This is a genomic window from Arthrobacter arnarulunnguaqae, assembly GCF_051262515.1.
Taxonomy (GTDB): domain Bacteria; phylum Actinomycetota; class Actinomycetes; order Actinomycetales; family Micrococcaceae; genus Arthrobacter_N.
In genome coordinates, this window is the sequence record NZ_JBIMER010000002.1 from 208542 (window position 1) to 229238 (window position 20697).

General features: G+C 69.3%; 12 protein-coding genes and 1 tRNA gene. 10 read left to right on the forward strand and 3 right to left on the reverse strand.

The window, feature by feature from the left end:
• The first annotated feature begins 26 nt into the window (after positions 1-26).
• From ACHAAJ_RS03205 to ACHAAJ_RS03215, 3 genes are read left to right on the forward strand one after another with little or no spacing between them, the layout of a single operon-like run.
• Entirely contained in the window at positions 27-407 is a 381-nt protein-coding gene (locus ACHAAJ_RS03205) for an MGMT family protein (protein ID WP_435726470.1), read from the forward strand.
• Positions 407-3682 carry an ATP-dependent helicase gene (locus ACHAAJ_RS03210; protein WP_435726471.1) on the forward strand — a complete coding sequence of 1092 codons (3276 nt, stop codon included), beginning with the start codon at positions 407-409 and terminating at the stop codon, positions 3680-3682. The genes ACHAAJ_RS03205 and ACHAAJ_RS03210 overlap by 1 nt, the downstream gene beginning before the upstream one ends.
• Positions 3679-7113, forward strand: coding sequence for an ATP-dependent helicase (locus ACHAAJ_RS03215; RefSeq protein WP_435726472.1), 3435 nt, complete (start codon positions 3679-3681; stop codon positions 7111-7113). The genes ACHAAJ_RS03210 and ACHAAJ_RS03215 overlap by 4 nt, the downstream gene beginning before the upstream one ends.
• Here ACHAAJ_RS03215 and ACHAAJ_RS03220 read toward each other — a convergent pair.
• On the reverse strand, positions 7079-8422 hold the full coding sequence (locus ACHAAJ_RS03220; protein ID WP_435726473.1) for a phosphotransferase: 1344 nt from the start codon (positions 8420-8422) through the stop codon (positions 7079-7081). The two genes, ACHAAJ_RS03215 and ACHAAJ_RS03220, sit on opposite strands and share 35 nt — an antisense overlap.
• Positions 8423-8551: 129 nt before the next feature.
• Between ACHAAJ_RS03220 and nudC the strand changes: the two genes are divergently transcribed.
• Positions 8552-9538: an NAD(+) diphosphatase gene (nudC, locus tag ACHAAJ_RS03225; RefSeq protein WP_435726474.1), complete on the forward strand. Its 987-nt coding sequence runs from the start codon at positions 8552-8554 to the stop codon at positions 9536-9538.
• Positions 9539-9543: 5 nt separating this feature from the next.
• Complete coding sequence (locus tag ACHAAJ_RS03230) at positions 9544-11664, forward strand: ATP-dependent DNA helicase UvrD2 (RefSeq protein ID WP_435726475.1); 2121 nt, start codon at positions 9544-9546, stop codon at positions 11662-11664.
• Between the two features lie 5 nt (positions 11665-11669).
• On the opposite strand, the gene ACHAAJ_RS03235 is transcribed toward ACHAAJ_RS03230, so the two are convergent.
• Positions 11670-12662, reverse strand: a complete 993-nt coding sequence (locus ACHAAJ_RS03235) for a ThiF family adenylyltransferase (protein ID WP_435726476.1) — start codon at positions 12660-12662, stop codon at positions 11670-11672.
• Between the two features lie 138 nt (positions 12663-12800).
• Here ACHAAJ_RS03235 and ACHAAJ_RS03240 point away from each other — a divergent pair, with 138 nt between their 5' ends.
• Positions 12801-13415 (forward strand): M48 metallopeptidase family protein, encoded by a 615-nt coding sequence (locus ACHAAJ_RS03240; protein WP_435726477.1) that lies wholly within the window; start codon positions 12801-12803, stop codon positions 13413-13415.
• A gap of 6 nt (positions 13416-13421) precedes the next feature.
• Here the strand turns inward: ACHAAJ_RS03240 and ACHAAJ_RS03245 are convergent, their stop codons facing one another.
• Positions 13422-14915, reverse strand: coding sequence for a zinc-dependent metalloprotease (locus ACHAAJ_RS03245; RefSeq protein WP_435726478.1), 1494 nt, complete (start codon positions 14913-14915; stop codon positions 13422-13424).
• Positions 14916-15145: 230 nt separating this feature from the next.
• Between ACHAAJ_RS03245 and ACHAAJ_RS03250 the strand changes: the two genes are divergently transcribed.
• From ACHAAJ_RS03250 to ACHAAJ_RS03265, 4 genes are all read left to right on the forward strand, one after another.
• Entirely contained in the window at positions 15146-16180 is a 1035-nt protein-coding gene (locus ACHAAJ_RS03250; protein WP_435726479.1) for a YlbL family protein, read from the forward strand.
• Between the two features lie 247 nt (positions 16181-16427).
• The gene (locus ACHAAJ_RS03255; protein WP_435726480.1) at positions 16428-19373 is read left to right on the forward strand and encodes a UPF0182 family membrane protein; all 2946 of its coding nucleotides are present in this window, start codon (positions 16428-16430) and stop codon (positions 19371-19373) included.
• A gap of 112 nt (positions 19374-19485) precedes the next feature.
• Positions 19486-19559, forward strand: a tRNA-Met gene (locus ACHAAJ_RS03260).
• A gap of 237 nt (positions 19560-19796) precedes the next feature.
• Positions 19797-20681 carry a cytochrome b/b6 domain-containing protein gene (locus ACHAAJ_RS03265; RefSeq protein ID WP_435726595.1) on the forward strand — a complete coding sequence of 295 codons (885 nt, stop codon included), beginning with the start codon at positions 19797-19799 and terminating at the stop codon, positions 20679-20681.
• The last annotated feature ends 16 nt before the right edge of the window (positions 20682-20697 follow it).

The following is a 20697-nucleotide window of genomic DNA, read 5'->3' on the forward strand; positions in this document are numbered from 1 at the left end:
TCCGCGGCGCACCCTAGGCTGGGGAGATGCAGAACGACTATGCCGAGGCGGTCCTCGAACTGGCATGCCTGGTCGCGCGCGGGAGCGTCGTCAGTTACGGGGATGTCGCCGAGCTTCTCGGAGCGGGCGGACCGCGGCAGGTGGGATCCGCGATGTCCCGCGGCGCGGAGCACGGACCGGGGCCCGTCCCCTGGTGGAGGGTGGTCCGCGCCGACGGGACCCTGCCGCAAGGACTGGCCGTGGAGGCGGAGGCCCGGTGGGCCGAGGAGGGCACACCCAGGCGCGGCGGACGCGTCGCGATGGGGGAGGCCCGATGGCGTCCCTCCGAATCGGACTTCGAGGCCATCGACACGTTGGCCGGACGCCTGCGTGCGCCGGAACCAAAGTGTCGGGACCCCCTGATCTAATGTTCCGGGTGACCCAACAACAAGCCCCGGCATCCGACGTCGTCCGTCCCTCGGGATCGGAATCGGTGCCCAGCGAGCAGCAGGCGCGCATCGAGGACCTGCGGTCCGGGCACGGAGCCGTGCTCATCCTGGGGGCGCCCGGAACCGGCAAGACGACCGCGCTGCTCGACGCCATTGCTTGTCGCCTGCGGGACGGGCTCCCCCCGGAGGCGCTTTTGGTGGTGGCCCCCTCCCGTGCGGCGGCGGCCGGCCTTCGCAGCGGGCTCGCGGCTCGCACGGACCGGACATTTTCCGAACCGGCCGTCAGGACCTGGGCGGCCTACGCGTTCGACCTCATCCGGCGTGCGCGGCTGCAGGGCTACCTCCCGCACGTCGAACGGCCGCCCCGGCTGTTGTCGGGGCCCGAACAGGACACGCTCATCGGCCAGTTGCTGGCCGGCCACGAGACGGGGCTGACGCATGGCCCGGCTTGGCCGGAGTCGTTGGGCGAGGCCGTGGCCACCCGGGGCTTCCGCCAAGAGATCCGCGAACTTTTCGACCGGCTCTCCGAACACGGGCTGGAGGCCGGCGACCTCCAGGACCTCGGTCGGACCTGCGGCAAGCCGGAATGGACGGCCGCCGCATCCCTGTATCAGGAATACCGGGACCTGCTGGACTTGGGCAGCGCCGAGGCGTTCGATCCGGCCGGACTGATCACCGCGGCCGCGGACCTCCTTTACGCCAACCCCGGCCTGCTGGCGGACGAACGCAAGAGGCTGGGGCTCGTGGCGGTGGATGACCTTCAGGAGGCCAACCCGGCCCAACACCGGTTGCTCTCCGCGTTGTGCTCGGGTTCGGACCTTCTCGCCTTCGCGGCGCCCGACAACGCTGTACAGGGTTTCCGCGGTGCGCGCCCGGACCTCCTGTCGAGGTTCGATTCCCTCTACGGATCGGCCGAGCGGCCCGCCGTGGTGATCGAACTGACGCGGTCTTTCCGGATGGCGCCCGCGGTCGCCCGTTCGTGGGAGCGCATCGCGCGCCGCGTACCGGTCGCGGCCGGCGCCGCCGGAAGGCGCCTCGACGGCCCGGAGGATGTCAACGGGACCGCCCGTGCAGGCAACGTGGAAGTGCACCTGGTCGAATCTCCCATCCATGAGCTCCGGCTCGTCGCACAGCGGATCCTCGAGGAGCACCTCATGGATGGCCGTCCCCTTCAGGACATGGCCGTCGTCGTGCGCAACGGAGGCCAGGTGCGGACGGTGGCCCGGCACCTGGCACACCAGGGAATCGCCGTGTCCGTGCCCGCGGCGGACGTCGCGCTGCGCGACGAGCCGGCCGTGCGTCCCCTGCTCGACCTGCTTCGGTTGGCCCTCGCGTTGGAGGCATGCAGTGAAGAGAACCCCGATGCGGACGGCGAAGCCGGGCCGGGGGATCCGGGCACGCCGGAACTGCCCGGCGCCGCGGAGATCGAAACCCTCCTGACCTCGCGGTACGGGCAATCGAACGCCCTCGACGTCCGCCGGCTGCGTCAGGCGCTGCGACGCGAGGAACGGCTGTCCGGAGGCACACGCGGCAGCAGCGAACTGCTGACCGGAATGTTCCAGGATCTGCCGCTGCTCGGCACGCTCGGCCGCGAGGGTCGCGGCGCCCGGCGGCTTGGCGGCATGCTGACGGCCGCCCGCGCCGAGGTTTCGCGGCCGGAGGCCAACGCGGAGACCGCGTTGTGGGCGTTGTGGGACAGCTCCGGCATGGCGGCGAAATGGAGCGAGGCCGCGCTGGCGGGGGGATCGGCGGGGGCGCGCGCCGACGCGGACCTGGATGCCGTGTTGGCGCTGTTCCAGGCGGCGGAACGCTTTGTGGACCAGCTGCCGGGCTCGACCGTCGGCCAGTTCGTGGACCACGTCCTCGGTCAGGAGCTGCCGATGGATTCCCTGGCCGGCCGCGGTGGAACGGGTCCCGCTGTGGAGGTCCTCACGCCAGCCGCGGCTGTAGGGAGGGAATGGGACCTGGTCGTCGTCCCCGGCCTGCAGGAGGGCATCTGGCCCAACACGCGGCTGCGCGGCGAGCTGCTCGGCAGCGGCGCCCTCGGCGACGTCGTCGAACATGGCACGCGCGCCCTTGCCGAACGCGATGCGGCGTCGAGGTTGCGGGCCGTGCGTGCCGACGAATTGCGCACTTTTGCCGCGGCATGCTCCCGGGCCAGGGATTCCCTGGTCTGCATCGCCGTCGAATCCGAGGACCACCAGCCGTCCGGGTTCCTGGACCTGGTGCTGCCCTGGGAGGACCGGGAGCGTCCGCGGCCCTTGACCCAGGTGCCCCGGCCCCGGACGCTGGCCGCCCTCGTGGCCATGCTGCGGCAGCGAGCCGAGGACGGCGGCCGCAACCCGGCCGAGCAGGCCGACGCCGCCGCCGTCCTGGCACGGCTGGCGACCAGCGAACGGGCCGTGCGTGGTGCGGCCCCGGAATCCTGGTGGGGTTTGCTGCCCCCGACGACGGACGCACCCGTTGCCCCCGCCGGCCACGCGGTCCGCGTATCACCCTCTCGGGTGGAAGCGGCCCTTGAGTCGCCCCTGAACTGGTTCGTGCAGGCGGCGGGGGGCGAGGCGGCCACGGACTTCGCACGAAGCCTGGGCACGCTGGTGCATGCCATCGCCGAAGACCGCCCCGACGCCACCGGGGACCAGTACCGGGAAGAGCTCGACCGCCGCTGGCCGGAACTGGACCTTCCCGAGAACTGGGAAACATCCCGCGATAGGGAGCGCGCCGAAGCGATGCTGCGCAAACTCGCGCAGTACGGGTTGCTGATGCGTCAGGGTGGCCGCCGCCTGGTGGGGCGCGAGGTCGACTTCGACGTCGAAGTGACGGCCGATGGCCGTACCGCAAGGCTGCGGGGGGTGATCGACCGCCTGGAGGTGGACGAATCCGGACGACCCTATGTCGTGGACCTGAAGACCGGGAAGTCCCAACCCGCCGCCAAGGACGTGGACCGCAACGCCCAGCTGGGCAGCTACCAGGCGGCCGTGCTCGCCGGGGCGCTCGGAGACAAACTGCCGTCGCGTCCCTCGGGGGCGGCCCTGGTGCAGCTGGGCACCGCGACGAAGTCGCCACGCGAGCAGGCGCAGCCACCGGTCGAGACGGAGGACTGGGCGACGCCCATGGTCCTCGAGGCCGCCGGGCTGATGGGGGCCGCCGACTTTCTGGCCCGGCACGACCCGGGAAAGGGGAGGGCCGGCTCGTGCAGGCTTCCCGGCGTTTGCCCGCTATGCACCGAAGGAAGGCAGGTCACCGAACCGTGAGCAACCCCATCGCCCACACGCCGGAAGAGCTGGCCGATCTGCTCGGCCAGCACCAGCCGACGCCTGAACAGTCCCGGATCATCAGTTCCCCCCTGGCGCCGATGCTGGTTATCGCCGGCGCGGGATCGGGCAAAACGGCCACGATGGCAGACCGCGTCGTCTGGCTGGTGGCCAACGGGCTGGTAGCCCCCGATGAGATTCTCGGGGTCACCTTCACACGCAAGGCCGCCGGTGAGCTGGCCCAGCGCATCCGGCAACAGCTGGCCACCCTGGCCGCGAGCGGCCTGGTCCCGTCGTCGGACGATCGGGGAGAGGCCCCGTTGGAGCCAACCGTCTCGACCTACCACTCCTATGCGAACACCCTCGTTCAGGACCACGGACTGCGCATCGGGGTCGAGAGCGACACAATGCTGCTCGGTGGAGCGCAGGCCTGGCAACTGGCGGCGACGGTCGTAGAGGAGTACAACGGCACCCACGAACACCTCATGGCCTCGAAATCCACGCTCATCGACGCCGTGGTGACGTTCGCCGGGGAATGCGCCGAACACCTGGTGGAGCGTGCCGACGCCCGCGGGCACTTGGACGGCCTCATCGCGCAGTTGGAGACCCTTCCGTATCGCGAGGGGAAACAGGCCGCGAGATCCCAGAAGGGAACCGAGCTTCTCAACAAGTTGCGGACCCGCGCGACGGTCGCAGAGCTGGCAGCCCGGTACGCCGAGGCGAAACAGCTGCGCGGCGTGCTGGACTACGGGGACCTCGTTGCCCTGGCCGCGCGGATCGCACGCACCGTGCCAGCCGCCGGAGAGGCGGAGCGCCAACGCTACAAGGTGGTGCTGCTCGACGAATTCCAGGACACGTCCCATGCACAGATGGTCCTCTTCGCCAACCTCTTCCGCGGCGGACACGCCATTACCGCCGTCGGAGACCCGAACCAATCGATCTACGGGTTCCGCGGCGCGTCGGCCGGCCAACTCTTTCGTTTTCCGCAGGAATTCCCCGAGGTCTTGGCCGACGGCTCCCGGAAGCCGTCGGACGTCGCCTTCCTGACGACCGCCTGGCGGAACTCCGTCAACATCCTCCAGGCGGCGAACGCAGTCTCCGCCGCCCTGAACAAGGCCGACCCGAACCGGGCCGCGGGGCGGATCGAGGTCCCACCGCTGGTGGCCAGCCCGTTCGCCGGTACCGGTCGCGTCGAGCTCAGCCGCCACGCCACGAGCGGGGACGAGGCGAAGCACCTTGCCAGAAGGTTGCTCACGGAACACCACGACTTCCGCTCCGCACACGGCCGCGCTCCCACCATGGCGGTGCTCTGCCGCACACGCGGACAGTTGGCCGGGATTGCGGATGCGCTGGTGGAGCAGGGCATCCCGTACGAAATCGTCGGACTCGGCGGCCTCCTCGGGATGCCGGAGGTCACGGATCTGGTCGCGACCTTGCGCGTTCTCGTGGACCCCTCGCGTTCGGATGCGCTCGTGCGGCTGCTGGCCGGGGCGCGCTGGCGTATTGGACCTGCCGACCTGATGGCGTTCGCCGACTGGTCCCGATTCCTCGCCCGTCGCCGCGAGGCCGCCATCCGCCACCGGCGTCCCCTCGACGTGGAGTCGCCCGACGAAGTCGGGGACGCGAACCGCGCCGAGGCGCGGGCGGAACTGTCGGAGGCGGCGAGTCTCGTGGAGGCGCTGGACTGGCTGCCCCAACCCGGTTGGACGAGCCAGGACGGACGATCGCTGACCGATGCGGCCCATGAACGCCTGACCCGGCTACAGCACGAGATCCGGCACCTGCGGACCTTTGTGGACGACGATCTGCCCACCCTGCTCCACGAGATCGAGCACGCCCTCCAACTGGATATCGAAGTGGCCGCAAAGCCCGGCGTCGGCATCCATGCGGCGCGGCGGCACCTGGATGCCTTCGCCGATGTCGCAGCCGGGTATTCGGACTCCGCACTGCGCACCGACCTCGCGGGATTCTTGGCCTGGCTCGACGCCGCCGCGGCCAAGGAAGGCGGACTGGAGGTCGTTCAGCAGGAGGCCACGGAGGAGGCCGTGCAACTCCTGACGATCCACGCGTCCAAGGGCCTCGAATGGGATGTCGTAGCGGTAACTGGACTGAACGAGGGCGTCTTCCCCTCGGCGCGCGATTCCCGATGGACGTCGGGGGACAGTGCGTTGCCTTGGCCGCTGCGCGGGGACCGGCACGACCTCCCGCAGTGGGACACCGATCAGCCCAGTCTGTTCGAGGCACTCGAAGCCGAGCAGGAGTTCCGATCACGGGTGATCGGCCATGGCGAGGCCGAGGAGCGGCGGCTGGCGTACGTTGCGCTGACGCGTGCCCGTGACCTCCTGCTCTGTTCGGCGACCGTGTGGACCGGAACGCGCTCCAAGCCCACCCTGCCGTCCATGTTCTTCAACGACTTGCTGCCTTTGACGGACGGGCCGACGCCGCCGGCCTCTTGTGGACACTGGGTCGGGGACGACGAAGCGCCGGCTGAGAACCCGTTCCGCGAGGAACCGGTGCAGGCGGTATGGCCCTACGATCCGCTCGAAGGACCCATAAGGATCCGCGGCTCCGTGGAGGAGCCGGTGCGTGCGGGGCGCCGGCGGGCGATGGAGGCCGCGGCCGCGGCCGTCCGCTCAGCCATGGACGAGCTCTCGGCCGGCGACTCCGGAGAATCGGCGGCCATTGACGCGCGGCGGGCGATCCAAACAGACGTGGGCCGGTCTTGGGCCGACGAGGCCTGCCTGCTACTAGCCGTCCACGAAGGTGGGTTGGAGCAGCCGAACAATGCCGCCGTTCCGCGGCACGTGCGGGCGTCGCTGTTCGTGGAAATCGCCACCGATACGGATGCCGTGCTCCGCCAAATGCGCCGCCCCGTGCCCCGCCGGCCCGGTATCGCCGCCCGCAAGGGCACGGCGTTCCACGCCTGGGTCGAGGAGCACTACGGGACCACCGGCATGCTGGACCTCGGGGAATTCCCGGGTTCGGCGGACGCGTACGTCGAGGACATGTACGGACTCGACGACATGAAGGCGGCTTTCCTCGCCTCCGAATGGGCCGAGCGGCAACCGGCCTTCGTGGAGGTGCCGTTGGAGACGCCCGTGGGACCGGTGACGGTGCGCGGCAGGATCGACGCGGTGTTCAGCGAGCGGCGGTCCGATGGGACCACGCTCTGGACGCTCGTCGACTGGAAGACCGGGCGGGTGCCCTCCGGCCGTGAAATGGCGATCAAATCCCTGCAGCTGGCTGTGTACCGACTCGGGTGGGCTCGGTTGCAGAACATCGACGTCGAACAGGTCCAAGCGGCCTTCTACTACGTCGGGGAGGGGCGGACCGTTCGTCCACACGACCTCGCCGATGAAGCCGCACTGGTGCGCCTGATTTCCGACGCGTTTGGGACTACTGCCGGTCCGCCTCCCTCTGATCCACGATGATCACGGGGATGGCCGACGTGGGGATCTCCGAGGCGGACAGGTCCTTGGTGTCGGTTGCCTCGGTGGTTTCGGATTCGGTGGTTACATCCGCTTCAGCAGTGGGATCGGCGTCGGGAACGGAAACGGGTGCGACGTCAGGGGTCGGCGGCACGTTGCCGTCGCGGGGACTCACCGTGCGCTCCGGGCGCGAGATAATCACGGCGTCGTCCAGGTCGTCCAGGTCGTCCACGGCGTCCGCGTTGACGGCGGGGTCCGAGCCGTCTGCGGCGTGCCCGACCTTGGCGTGCCCTTCATCGTTACCTGCGCCAGCGGCATCGGCATCGGCGTTTCCGTCGACTTCCGCCGGCGAAGCAGCATCGACCCGGGGCGGTTCGACGATGCTGATGGGCTGTCCGCCGTATTCGGCCACGTCCTCATCCAGTTCGCGCAGCATCTCCTCCGCCTCGACGATGCGCTCGGGGTCCTCGCTCGCAATGCCCTTGGCAAGCCACTGTGCGAGCGCGAATTCGGCCGCCAGAGCGGCGCGGCGCATCAGATGCGGGTCGGCGCGCTCCCCCCGCACGGCCACATAGGCCTCGAGCACCGCATCCGCGAACGACTGTTCGTGGGCGGCGGCAAGCCATGCCAAATCGTCGGCCGGATCCCCGATCCGCAGGTCGGTCCAGCCGGTCACCGTAGTGACTTTGCCGTCCTCCAGAAGCAGGTTCTCCTCGTGGAGGTCGCCATGGACGACAGTTGGGTTGAAGCGCCACAGGGCGACGTCTTCCAAGGCGTGTTCCCATCGGCGCAGCAGACGCGCCGGGATGCGCCCGGTCGTCGCCGCCTGGTCCAGCTCGTTGAGCCGGCGTTGGCGGAATTCGTTCGCCGTGTAGATGGGGAGGTCGGCGCGGTCCACGACTTCCTCCGGCAATCCGTGGATGGCGGCGAGGGCGCGGCCGATGTCCTCCGCGGTTCGGCCGCCGGCGGCTATCAGGTCCTCGAGGGACAGGGCAGAACCGGGAAGATGGTTGTAGACGAATGTCCTGAGTGCCCCTTGGCGGACCGTGCCCGCGACGGACGGCAGGCGGAACGGCAACTCCGCCCGGATACCCGGGGTGAAGGACCGCAACGCCGTGAGTTCGGTCTCCAACCGCATGCTCGCCTCGTCGTGGCGCGGGGAGCGCACCCGCCAACGGTTCTGCTGGGCGTCGACGATGACGGCCGAGTCGAAATCGTGCGCATCATCCGCCACGGCGGCGACGCCAACCGGCGTCAGCCCCGGGACGGCGGCGGTCGCGATGGCGGCAAGTTCCATGGGAGAGCGTTTCACGTCTCCCACCGTATGCGCAGGAGCGGCCGAGCGGTGCCGTGGAACGGCGGCGAGTCGCGGGAAGGAGCATCGTTCCACAGGATGCGGACCGGTGTGCGGACCGCCTGCCCGTGTCAGTACGGTAGGTACATGACTTTTCGCCAAGCCGACTCCGTCGACAGCGCCGCGGTACCCGGACGGGCCGCCGGCGTCGTGGACGCCGGAGCATTTCCACCGCTGGGCGAACTGCCCTTGACCCGCGGAACCGTGGACCGCGGCTGCGAGCGGCGCGCTGACGAGGAATGGCTGCCGGGTCTGCTGGAGGATCCGCGCACCCGCGTCCTGCGGCTGGTCGGCGGCAAGGCCCCCGTCGGAGACGGTGCCCTGCTTCTGAGTGGTCCGGAGGCCGCCGCCGAAGCCGAACTCGTCGTTTACCTCGGCCGTGTGTCCGGCGAGGAAGTCGTGTTGGCCGTCCTGCCCGAGATTCCGGAACAGGCCGGAGGCGGAACGGAATGGCAGGGTCTGCGCGACGTCGCCGCGGGGCTGGCCGCGCACGAGGGCGCGCTGTTCGTCGAGGCGTTGGCGATCGCCAATTGGCATGCCAATCACCGGCACTGCCCGCGCTGCGGCGCGGCGACCGGCGTCGTGCAAAGCGGTTGGGTGCGGAAGTGCCCGCAGGACGGTTCCCTGCACTTCCCGCGCACTGATCCCGCCATCATCGTGGCCATCACCGACGAACTGGACCGCCTGTTGCTGGGCGCCAACGCGCAGTGGGGAGGGCAACGGTTTTCGACCCTCGCCGGATTCGTCGAGCCGGGCGAAACGCTCGAGGCCGCCGTGGTGCGCGAGGTCGCCGAGGAGGCGGGTGTGTCGGTGCACTCGCCGCGCTATGTCGGTTCCCAGCCGTGGCCGTTCCCCGCGTCGCTGATGTGCGGCTTCACCGCCAAGTCGGCATCCACCGCCACGGTCCCCGACGGCGAGGAGATCGTCGCGCTGCGTTGGTTCACGCGGGAGGAGCTCGCCCGCGAGGTGGAGGAGGGCACGATTTCGGTGCCCTCGGGAGTGTCCATCGCCAGTGCGCTCGTCGAGCAGTGGTACGGCGCGCCGCTTCCCGAACCGCGCCGTCTGGAGAACTAGGAGCCATGCCCACCACCCTCGAAGAGAAGATCCTGGGCGGACTCGACGACGAGCAGCGGGAGGTCGCCACCACGCTCGGCGGTCCTCTCTGCGTGCTCGCCGGCGCCGGAACCGGCAAGACCCGCGCCATCACGCACCGGATCGCCTATGGAGTCCACTCCGGTGTCTACAAGCCGAACCAGGTCTTGGCGGTGACCTTCACCGCGCGCGCCGCCAGCGAAATGCGCACCCGACTGCGGGACCTCGAGGCCGGCGGTGTCCAGGCCCGGACGTTCCACGCGGCCGCCCTGCGCCAGCTCCAGTACTTCTGGCCCCAGGCCATCGGAGGCCAGCTGCCCGCGATCGTCGACCACAAGGCGCAGCTGGTCGCGGAGGCGGCCCGGCGCCTGCGGATCAGCACGGATCGGGCCGCCATCCGCGACCTCGCCGCGGAGATCGAGTGGGCCAAGGTCTCCATGCACACGCCGGAGGGCTACACCGCCGCGGCCGCCTCCCGCGTGCCGCCCGCCGGGCTGGACCTCACCACGGTCTCGCGGCTCTTCCAGTCCTACGAGGACGTGAAGACCGACCGGAACATGATCGACTTCGAGGACGTCCTACTGCTGACGGTCGGGATTCTGGACGAGGACCCCAAGGTGGGCGCCGCGGTCCGCGAACAGTACCGCCACTTCGTGGTCGACGAGTACCAGGACGTTTCTCCGCTGCAACAGCGTCTCCTGGACCTTTGGCTCGGCGGGCGCGAGGAGCTGTGCGTCGTCGGCGACTCCAGCCAGACCATCTACTCCTTCACCGGCGCCACGCCGGCGCACCTGCTGGATTTCACCCTGCGCTATCCCGAGGCGCCCGTGGTCAAGCTCGTCCGCGACTACCGGTCAACCCCTCAGGTGGTCCACCTCGCCAACCGGTTGCTGGCCGGACGGCGCCTGGAGCCGGGGGTGCCCGCCGGGACGGCGAAGTGGCCCGAGCCCTTGGAGCTCATGGCGCAAAGGGAAACCGGCCCCGATCCGGAATTCATCGAATGCAGCGACGACGAGGCGGAGGCGGCCCACGTCGCCCAGCGGATCCGCGCGCTCGTCGAATCGGGTGTGCAGGCCGCGCAGATCGCGGTCTTGTTCCGCACCAACGGGCAGTCGGAGGCGTACGAACAGGCCCTCGCCTCGGCCGGCATCGGCTACCAGCTGCGCGGCGGCGAGCGGTTCTTCCAGCGCCGCGAGGTGCGCGACGCCATCCTGCAGCTTCGGGCGGCCTCCCGCACCCCAACGGACGACGCCGTCCCCCAGCTGTGCCGAGACGTCCTGGCCTCGCTCGGCTACTCCGGTGAGGCTCCGGCCGGCGGCGGGGCGGTCCGCGAACGCTGGGAATCCCTGAACGCGCTCGTCGCGCTCGCCGGGGAACTGGCCACCGCACGTGCGGGCCGTGAGACACCTTTTACGCTGACCGAATTCGTGGCCGAACTCGACGAGCGTGCGGCCACCCAGCACGCGCCGACGGTCCAGGGAGTCACCCTCGCCTCGTTGCACTCCGCCAAGGGGCTGGAATGGGACGCGGTGTTCCTGGTCGGGTTGAGCGAGGGGCTCATGCCGATCTCCTTCGCGGACGAGCAGGCCGATTACGACGAGGAACGGCGCCTGCTCTACGTCGGAATCACCCGTGCGCGCATCCACTTGTCCCTAAGCTGGTCGCTCTCCCGGACCCCGGGCGGGCGGGCGGGCAGGCGTCCGTCGCGTTTCCTCGACGGGCTGCGGCCCGCGGCCGCCGGCAGGGCTGGACGGGAAGCGGCCCGCCCGGCCAGGCGCCGCAAGGCGGCCGGCCCGCCCACGTGCCGTGTCTGTGGGTCCATGCTGTCATCCGCCGCCGAACGCAAGCTCGGCCGTTGCGGCGGCTGCCCGCCGGGATACGACGAGGCCGTCTTCGATGGGCTCCGAGCCTGGCGCCTCAGGGTGTCCCAGGAGGCCGAGGTGCCGGCCTTCGTGGTGTTCACCGACGCCACGCTGATGGCGATCGCGGAGGCGATGCCGGAAAACGCGACCGGGCTCGCCAAGGTCGTCGGCGTGGGCGCCAGCAAGCTCGAACGCTACGGACAGGACGTATTGGACATCATCAACGCGGGCGCCGAATCCGCCTGAGACCGCTAGGCGGCGCGCGCTAGGCAGAGGCACCCGGGGCGCGCAACCACCGGCTCGTGCGTCGCCGCGCCGGTCCCGAGGTCCAGGCATAACACCGATCCCGCGGCCGCCGGAACGTTGACGCCGTCCACAAGCATCAGGAGCTGCATCACGGCCATGCCCGCCGCCGCCGCCGCGATCGAGATCTCGGGCGACGTCGGTGAGACGGCGCATGCGGGGGCCACGGGCGCCGGCATCGTGTGGGACGGCGCGCAATCGAGGCAGGGCGTGAGACCCGGAATGACCAACGGACCCACCCGGGCACCTGCATCCGTGAACAGCACGCGCAGATGTGGAATCGGGCTCTGCGCCAGATGGCCGGCGACATCCTCGCGCAACCAATCACGGGCGACGGCCACCGTGGCATCCGCCTCTTGCGGCGTGCCCCCGAAGCGGGGGGCCCATTCCGGAAAGCGGGTGTGCGGCCAAGCGCGCGCCAGACTCCGCGACAGCGCCCGCGTGCGCGGCATGCCGAGGTCGGCCAATCGGAACGGGCCCGATCCCAGGTCCCCGGGATCGACGATTCCGGGGTCGCACAGCGCAACGGTGCCGACACCGGCGGCGGCCAGCAACGAAGCCACGGCCTGTCCGCAGCGGTCCAGCCCGTGAAGCCGAACCACGGCGCGGGCGCGGCGCTGCACGGACGCGCCTGCATGCCTTCCATAGGCCGCCGACCACTGGGCGATGTCCGGCGCCAGCGTCGACGCCCGCGTTCCAGGAAGCCGAAAGTCATCCTCCGGCACCAACACCGGAGCGAGCACCGCGAGCAACTCTTGCTCGCGTTCCGGCGCGAGCCCGGATGGCAGCCTGTCGGACGTCCCGGAATCTTTGGCAAAGCGGGCGATGAAAGCACGATCGGCATCGTCCAAACCGTCTATCCACAGCCCCCCGGCTCCGGAACCTATACAGACGGATCCGTCCGTTAGGCTGATGACCCGAAGTCCGGGATTGATTCTCATGTGAGCCTCCTCGCAAGGCGTGGATCGACGGTTTCGGGAGTGTCATCCTGACACGGGATTTCCCTCCGACCGGCGCTTTCCACAGCTTTTTGGGGGAGAGTCGCCCACAACATTCGAGTACGAAAGAGCGGAGTGACCATGCCGGCCTCGCCCAGGGAACGAGAGTTCACCGCACCCGACGGATTGCGCGTGCGCGTGGTGCGATCGGCCCGTCGGACGCGCACGGTTTCCGCCGCGTGGCGTGACGGAGCGGCCGTGGTGTCGGTCCCGGCCCGCCTCAGCGCCGCGCAGGAGGAGCAGTGGGTCCTCGACATGGTGGAACGTCTCCGCGACGGCCGCACCCGTCGGCGCAAGCGCGGTGCCAAAAGCGACGCCGAGCTCATGGACCGCGCCACCCGGTTGAGCGCGCGGTACCTCGCTGGCCGCGCGGAACCGGAATCCGTCCGATGGGTGTCGAACCAGCAGTCGCGCTGGGGATCGGCCACTCCCGAGGAGGGGAGCATCCGGCTGTCGAACCGCCTGATGGAGATGCCGGAGTGGGTCAGCGACTACGTCTTGGTGCACGAACTCGCACACCTCGCCGAACCGGGCGGGCACGGCCCCCGGTTCAAGGCACTCGAGGCAACCTATCCGCGGATGGCCGAGGCGAAGGCGTACCTTGAGGGCGTCACCTTCGCCCTCACTCGGCTCGGGGGCAACGAGTCCCCCGATGCGCCGGAATGGGACGCGCGAGAACCGGCGGCGGGGGAGTAGGGCGCCCTATGACTGTCCGGGCTTGTCGCCCGAGCCGTCCCGACCGGTTGTGTCGTCCCCACCTTCCGCGTCGCGGCCATCCTCGGTCTTGTCCGGGCCGTCGGTGTCGCCCGCTTCGGGGTCCGGAACGTCGTATCCGCCCGACAGCAGACGGTTGAGCGCCTCGTCCATTTCGCCGTCGGAAGCCTCGGCAAGGGCCCGGCGTTTGCCGAAACCCTCCGGGTCGTCGAGGTCCTCGGCCGTTGGCATCAGGTCCGGATGGGACCACACGTCCTCGCGACCCTCCTGCCCCCGGTCCTGAAGCAGCAGGGCCCACAGGCGGGCCGCGTCGCGCAGGCGGCGCGGACGCAGTTCGAGACCCACGAGGGAGGCGAAAGCCTGCTCGGCCGGTCCGCCCGACGCCCGGCGCCGACGCACGGTCTCGCGCAGGGCGGCAGCCGACGGGAGGTTGGCGGCCGCCGTGGCGACAACCTCGTCCACCCAGCCCTCGATCAGAGCGAGGGCCGTTTCGAGCCGACCCAGCGCGGCGTCCTGGGCTCCGGTCCGCTGCGGCGTGAACAGCCCCTCGGTGACGGCTCCCTGAAGGGACTCGGGGTTGGACGGATCGATGTCGCGCACGGCCTCTTCGATGCGGGACATATCGATGTGGATGCCCTTGGCATAGTCCTCGATGGCGCCCAGCACGTGGGCCTTAAGCCAGGGAGCGCGGAGGAAGAGCCGGGCGTGCGCCGACTCGCGTAGCGCCGCGAACAGGAGCACCTCCTGCTCGGGGATGTCGAGCCCATCGCCGAAGGCGGTGATGTTGGCGGGAAGGAGCGACGGTGTTGACCCAGCCAACGGGAGTCCGATGTCGCTGGAACCGAGGACGTCCTTGGCCAGACCGCCCACCGCCGTCCCCAACTGCATGCCGAACATGGCGCCACCCAGATTCTGGAACATGCCCTGCGCGTTCCCCAGCATGGGCTTGAGCTGTTCCGGAAGCTGGTCTCGCATCGCGGTGCTGAGCGCCTGCGCGACGCTGATCGCCACGGGTTCCGTCAGGGTCTTCCAGGTTGGCATGGTCTTGTCGATCCATTCGGCGCGCGACAGGGAGGCGAACCCCGTCCCGCCGCTGGTGAAGGCGGTCGCCTGGTCCAGCCACAGGTCTGCCAGGCGTCCCGCATCGGCGACGGCTCCGGCGCGCGACGGGGTGACGCTGGGATCGGACCCCGCGGCGGCCTGCCGGGCGGAGTCCTGGGCCAGCTTCCAGTTCACCGGGCCACCGTCCCCCGAGGCCATGGCGCCCATCATCGACTGCACCTGGCGGAACATGGCGGAGAGCGCCTCGGGATCGTTGGGCGCGCCCATCGCGGCGCCGAATCCCGCGGGAAGGTTCTTCGGGTCGAAGCCCTCCGGACCGCCGCCGAAAAGACCGGCGAACATCTCCGCGAACGGATCCTTGCCGGAATCCTCCGGCTCGTCGGAGTCGTCGGGACGGTTGTCTGGGGGTGTGTCAGCCATGGCTCAACGTTACCCCCGGCGCCCACGGCGTTCCCATGCGACGGGCCCCGGTTCGCTGACGGCAAAGCCGGAACATCGCCGGAGACCTTGTAGCCTTGGTGGGGCCGCTTCGGCCCAGCCGGACACGCTAGAGGGCACCGGCGGAAGGGAAACACCAGGTGACGGAAACGCAGCAGTTCCCGCCCGTGCGGAACGACGCCGTGGATCCGGGGCCGAGACGTCGGCTCAGGATGCATCGCACATTCATCGGGGCGACCAGCGCCGCCGTCGTGATCGGGTTGGCCGCGCTGGCCCTGCCCGCGCCGTATGTCGTGGAGTCGCCGGGGCCCGCCATCAACACCATCGGGGTCGTCGACGGGGAGCCGGTGATCAAGGTGGCCGGTCGGGAAACGTTCGAGCCCACGGGAAACCTCGATCTCACGACGGTCTACGTCCGGGGCGGGGCCGACCGGCGCCTGCCGCTCTTCCAGGTCCTCCAGGGATGGGCCGACTCCGAACAGGACATCTACCCCGAGGAGTCCGTCTACCCGCGCGGCGTGACCGGCGACGAGGTCAGTGACCAGAACGCGTCCCTGATGGACAACTCGCAGCAGACGTCCGTCGCGGCGGCACTGACCAGTCTGGGCATCGAGTACGGACAGACGCTGGCGGTGGCCGGAATGGCGACGGAAACCAATGCCGCGGTGCTGGCCGAAGGCGACCTGCTCAGGACAGTCAACGGCGAGCCCATCACCGACCTCGCGATGCTTCGCGGCTCGCTGCAAGACGCGGGCGACGCCCCGGTCCGGCTGGGCATCGAACGCGACGGCGGTGCGGAGACCGTGCGGGCGAGCACCACGGCCGGGGACGACGGCCAGCGGCAGCTCGGGGTGTTCCTGCAAACCGAATTCACGTTCCCCTTCGATGTCGACTTCACGCTCGCCAACGTCGGCGGCCCCAGCGCCGGAATGATGTTCTCGCTGGGTCTGGTGGACACGCTCACCGAGGGCGACCTCACCGGCGGACGACACGTCGCCGGCACCGGAACCATCACCCCGAACGGCGACGTCGGCCCCATCGGGGGAATCGCCCAGAAGCTGGTGGGCGCGAGGGAGGCCGGAGCCGAGGTGTTCCTTGCCCCCGCGGGGAACTGCGCGGAGGTCGACGGGCGAATTCCCGAGGGACTGAGCGTTATTAAGGTAGCGACCCTCGACGAGGCCAGATCGGCCCTCGAGGACATCGCGGCCGGCGACGATCCGGCGTCGCTGGGATCCTGCGGCGCCTGAACGTCACGATCGTCCATCGATGCTCGGCGGGCGGGCCTCCCGGTTCGCCGCGCCGACCGCATCAAGGCAGAATGATAGATAAACCGTCCCGAATTCGCGTGGGCGGCACATAGCCAGACCCCGATGATGAGGTTTTACAGTGACATTCGGTGCTGACAATCCGTTCGGCGGGCGCCCCCAAGGCCCCGGCGAGCCCAATGGTGGAGCACGACCACCGCAGGGACAACCGCGCAAGCCCTCCGCCCTGATGCCCACGATCGTGATCGTGGGCGCGGTCGTGGCCGTGTTCGTGTTCTTCGCGAACATCTACGCGGACGTCCTCTGGTACAACCAGTTGGGTTTCTCCGAGGTGTTCTGGAAGGAGAACCTGTCCAAGGCGGCCATCTTCGCGGTGTCGTTCGTCGTGATGGCCGCGGCGACTTGGATCAGCCTGATGCTCGCCCACCGTAGCCGGCCGGTCTACGCGCCCGATGCCCAGATGCGCGACAGCCTCCACCGGTACCAGTCGCAAATCGAACCCATCCGCCGCCTGGTGATGATCGGGGTCCCCGTCGTCATCGGCGCGTTCGCCGCCACTGCGGCCACCTCGCAGTGGCAAAAGGTGCTGCTGTTCTTCAACCAGGTTCCCTACGGCGCGGTCGACCCCAGGTTCGGGCTGGACCTTTCGTTCTACATGAACACGCTGCCGTTCCTCTCCTTCCTCGTCGGCTTCCTTGTCAGCGTGGTCCTCATCGCCGGCATCGCCGGCATCCTGACCCATTACCTGTATGGCGGCATCCGGGTCGAGGAGCGCGGAGGCGTCGTCGTCTCCCGCGCGGCACGCGTCCACGTCAGCATCGCGGCGGGCCTGTTCCTGCTGCTGCAGGCGGCGAACTACTGGCTGGACCGCTATGCGACCCTGGTTTCGCAGGACGGCCGCGCCGCGGGCGCCCTGTACACGGACGTCAACGCCGTGATCCCGACCAAGACCATTCTCGCGATCGCCGCCATTTTGGTGGCGCTGCTCTTCGTGGCGGGCGCCATCGCCGGACGCTGGAAGCTTCCTGTCGTCGGCGCGGCCATGCTCGTGGTCACCGCCGTGGTCGCCGGCGGGGTTTACCCGTTGATCGTCCAGCAGTACCAGGTGGTCCCGTCCGAGAAGACGCTGGAGCAGCAGTACATCCAGGACAACATCGACATGACCCGGTCGGCCTACGGCCTGGAGGACATCGACTCGATGCCCTACGACGCGACCACCGACACGGCGAAGAACGCGCTGGCCAAGGACAGCGCGACCACCGCGAACATCCGCCTGCTGGACCCGAACCTGATCTCCGACGCGTTCGCCCAGCTGCAGCAGTTCCGCACCTACTACAAGTTCGCTCCGACTCTCAACGTCGACCGCTACGAGGTCGACGGGAAGGTCGAGGACACGGTCATCGCAGTCCGCGAGGTGAACGTCGACCAGACGGACAGCTGGGTCAACCAACACATCACCTACACCCACGGCTACGGCGTGGTCGCCGCCTACGGGTCCAAGGTCGCCGCCGGCGGACGCCCGGACTTCATGCTGGAGGGCATCCCCACCGAGGGCGTTCTCGGCGACGACTCCACCTACCAGCCGCGGATCTACTTCGGCGAGTTCTCGCCCGAGTACTCCGTGGTCGGCGGCCCGGAGGGATGGGCACCGCGCGAGCTCGACCGTCCCCAGGGCGAAGACGGTGAGGACGGCGAGGGAGACGCGAAGACCACCTTCAGCGGCAACGGCGGTCCCAGCGTGGGGAACTTCTTCAACCGACTCGTTTACTCGCTGAAGTTTGGCTCCACCGACCTCATGCTTTCCGACGCCATCAACTCCGAGTCGCAGATCCTCTACGAGCGCTCTCCCAAGGAGCGCGTAGAGAAGGTCGCTCCGTACCTGACCGTCGATTCGAACGCCTACCCGGCGATCGTCGACGGCCGCGTGAAATGGATCGTGGACGCCTACACCACCAACGACAGCTACCCCTACTCGACGGCACAGCAGCTGGAGTCGGCCGTCCGGGACTCGTTGACGGGGGAGAACCGCATCAACGCGCTCACCGGTCAGGTCAACTACATCCGCAACTCCGTGAAGGCGACCGTGGACGCCTACGATGGCTCGGTCGACCTGTACGCGTGGGAGCCGGACGAGCCCCTGCTGCAGGCCTGGCAGAAGGTGTTCCCGACGACGCTGAAGCCTTTCAGCGAGATGAGCGCGGACCTGATGGCGCACGTGCGCTACCCGGAGGACCTGTTCAAGGTGCAACGGGAACTCCTGGGCCAGTACCACGTCACCGATGCCGACGACTTCTACGAGTCCAACGATGCGTGGTCCGTCCCCAACGACCCGACGGCGCCCACCGCCGCCGTGAAGCAGCCCCCGTACTACCTGTCGCTGCGCATGCCCAACCAGGACGACGAGACGTTCTCGCTCACGTCGACGTTCATACCGGCCACCAGCGCCGGAAGCCAGCAGCGCAACGTGCTCTACGGCTTCTTGTCCGCCGAGGCGGACGCGGGCACCGAGGCGGGAGTGAAGTCGGAGGGCTACGGCACGCTGCGGCTGCTCGAGCTGCCCCGCAACACGGTGGTGCCCGGCCCCGGCCAGGCGCAGCAGAACTTCGACTCCAACACCGAGGTTTCGACCCAGTTGAACCTGCTTCGCCAGGGCGCTTCCGAGGTCATCAACGGCAACCTGCTCTCGCTGCCCGTCGGTGGCGGCATCCTGCACGTGCAGCCCGTCTACGTCCAGTCGACCGGTCAGACGTCCTACCCGACACTGCGCAAGGTGCTGGTCTCCTTCGGCGATAAGGTCGGCTTCGCCGACACGCTCTCTGAGGCGCTCGACCAGCTCTTCGAGGGATCGTCCGGCGCGGTGACCAACGAGGGCGAGGGAGGCACCCCGGCCCCCGACGCCGAGGATCCGGATGCGGAGACGGCGTCCGCCGAGCAGCGGCTGAAGGACGCGCTGGCGGACGCGAACGCCGCCATCACCGCCGGACAGACCGCACTCGCCGAGGGCGACTTCGGCGCGTACGGTGCGGAGCAGACCAAGCTCCAGGAGGCCCTCCAGAGGGCGATCGACGCCGAGGCGACGATCACCGGCGAATCGGCCGTCCCGCCCGCAGAGGAAGGCGGCGCCGAGGACGCAGAACAGCCCTCCGAGCCCGCCCCGGCCGAAGACAACGGCTAGCTCAATCGGGGCGCACCAACCCCGCCGGAGCCCGGCGGCCGGACCTTCGTCCGGCCGCCGGATGGCCCGATTTGTGGTTGGGCGGCAAAGATGCGAAGCTTGTGTCTTGCGGCGCGGGGTGGAGCAGTTCGGTAGCTCGCCGGGCTCATAACCCGGAGGTCACAGGTTCAAATCCTGTCCCCGCAACAATGAGAATGAATTAGGCCCCGGCCGGTGGAGACACCGGCCGGGGCCTTTTTGTCCGTGATGTGTCTTTGGGTTTCCCCTTGCGTCCCTTAACCCCCGACGGGTGCCCGGCGGTGAGGCGGCCGTCACGTGGACCCGGCCGGGCCTAGTAGTCTGTCAGTTGAAATCCGCTGCCCGAGAGGAACCCACGTGACGTCCCCCGCCAACAAAACGGCCCGACCCGAACAGGCCGCTTGGGTGCGCTTCCTCCTGATCGCCGCCGGCGCCGTCGTGTTGCTGGCCGTTGTCGTACTCGTCTCGCGCTGGCTCGTGACGCTTGAGGGCGTGCAACGGTTCCTGACCGCCTACCCGGGACACACCGAGCTGCCCGAGGGCACGCCGACGGGCCTGCCCGCCTGGCTGGGGTGGCAGCACTTCCTGAACGCCTTCTTCCTCGTGCTGATCATCCGCACGGGCTGGCTCGTGCGGACGACGACGCGGCCCCCGGCCAACTGGACCCGAAACAACAAAGGGCTCATCAAGACCAAGAACCCCCCGAAGAAGATCAGCATTGACCTGTGGTTCCACCTCACGCTCGATGCGCTGTGGGTGCTCAACGGCATCGTCTTCATCGTCCTGCTGTTCGCCACCGGGCACTGGGCCCGCATCGTCCCCGCCGGGTGGGACGTCGTGCCGAACGCGGCCTCCGCGGCGCTCCAGTACGCGTCGCTCAATTGGCCGTTGGAGAACGGGTGGGTCAACTACAACAGCCTCCAGCTGCTGACGTACTTCGCCACGGTCTTCATCGCCGCCCCACTGGCCATCGTCACCGGCCTGCGGATGTCGGAGGCCTGGCCCAAGAAGGCGGCCGTCAACAAGGCGTTCCCGATCGAAGCCGCCCGGGCCGTGCACTTCCCGGTCATGCTCTACTTCGTGTTCTTCATCGTCGTGCACGTGGCACTGGTGCTGGCCACGGGAGCCCTGCGGAACCTCAACCACATGTACGCCGCGCGCGACGACGGCGGGTGGACGGGATTCTGGATCTTCGCCGCCTCGCTCGTGGTGATGGTCGGGGCGTGGTTCCTGGCCAAGCCGGTTTTCCTCGCCCCGATCGCGTCCCTGACCGGCAAGGTCAGCCGCTAGGCGGCATTTCCCACCG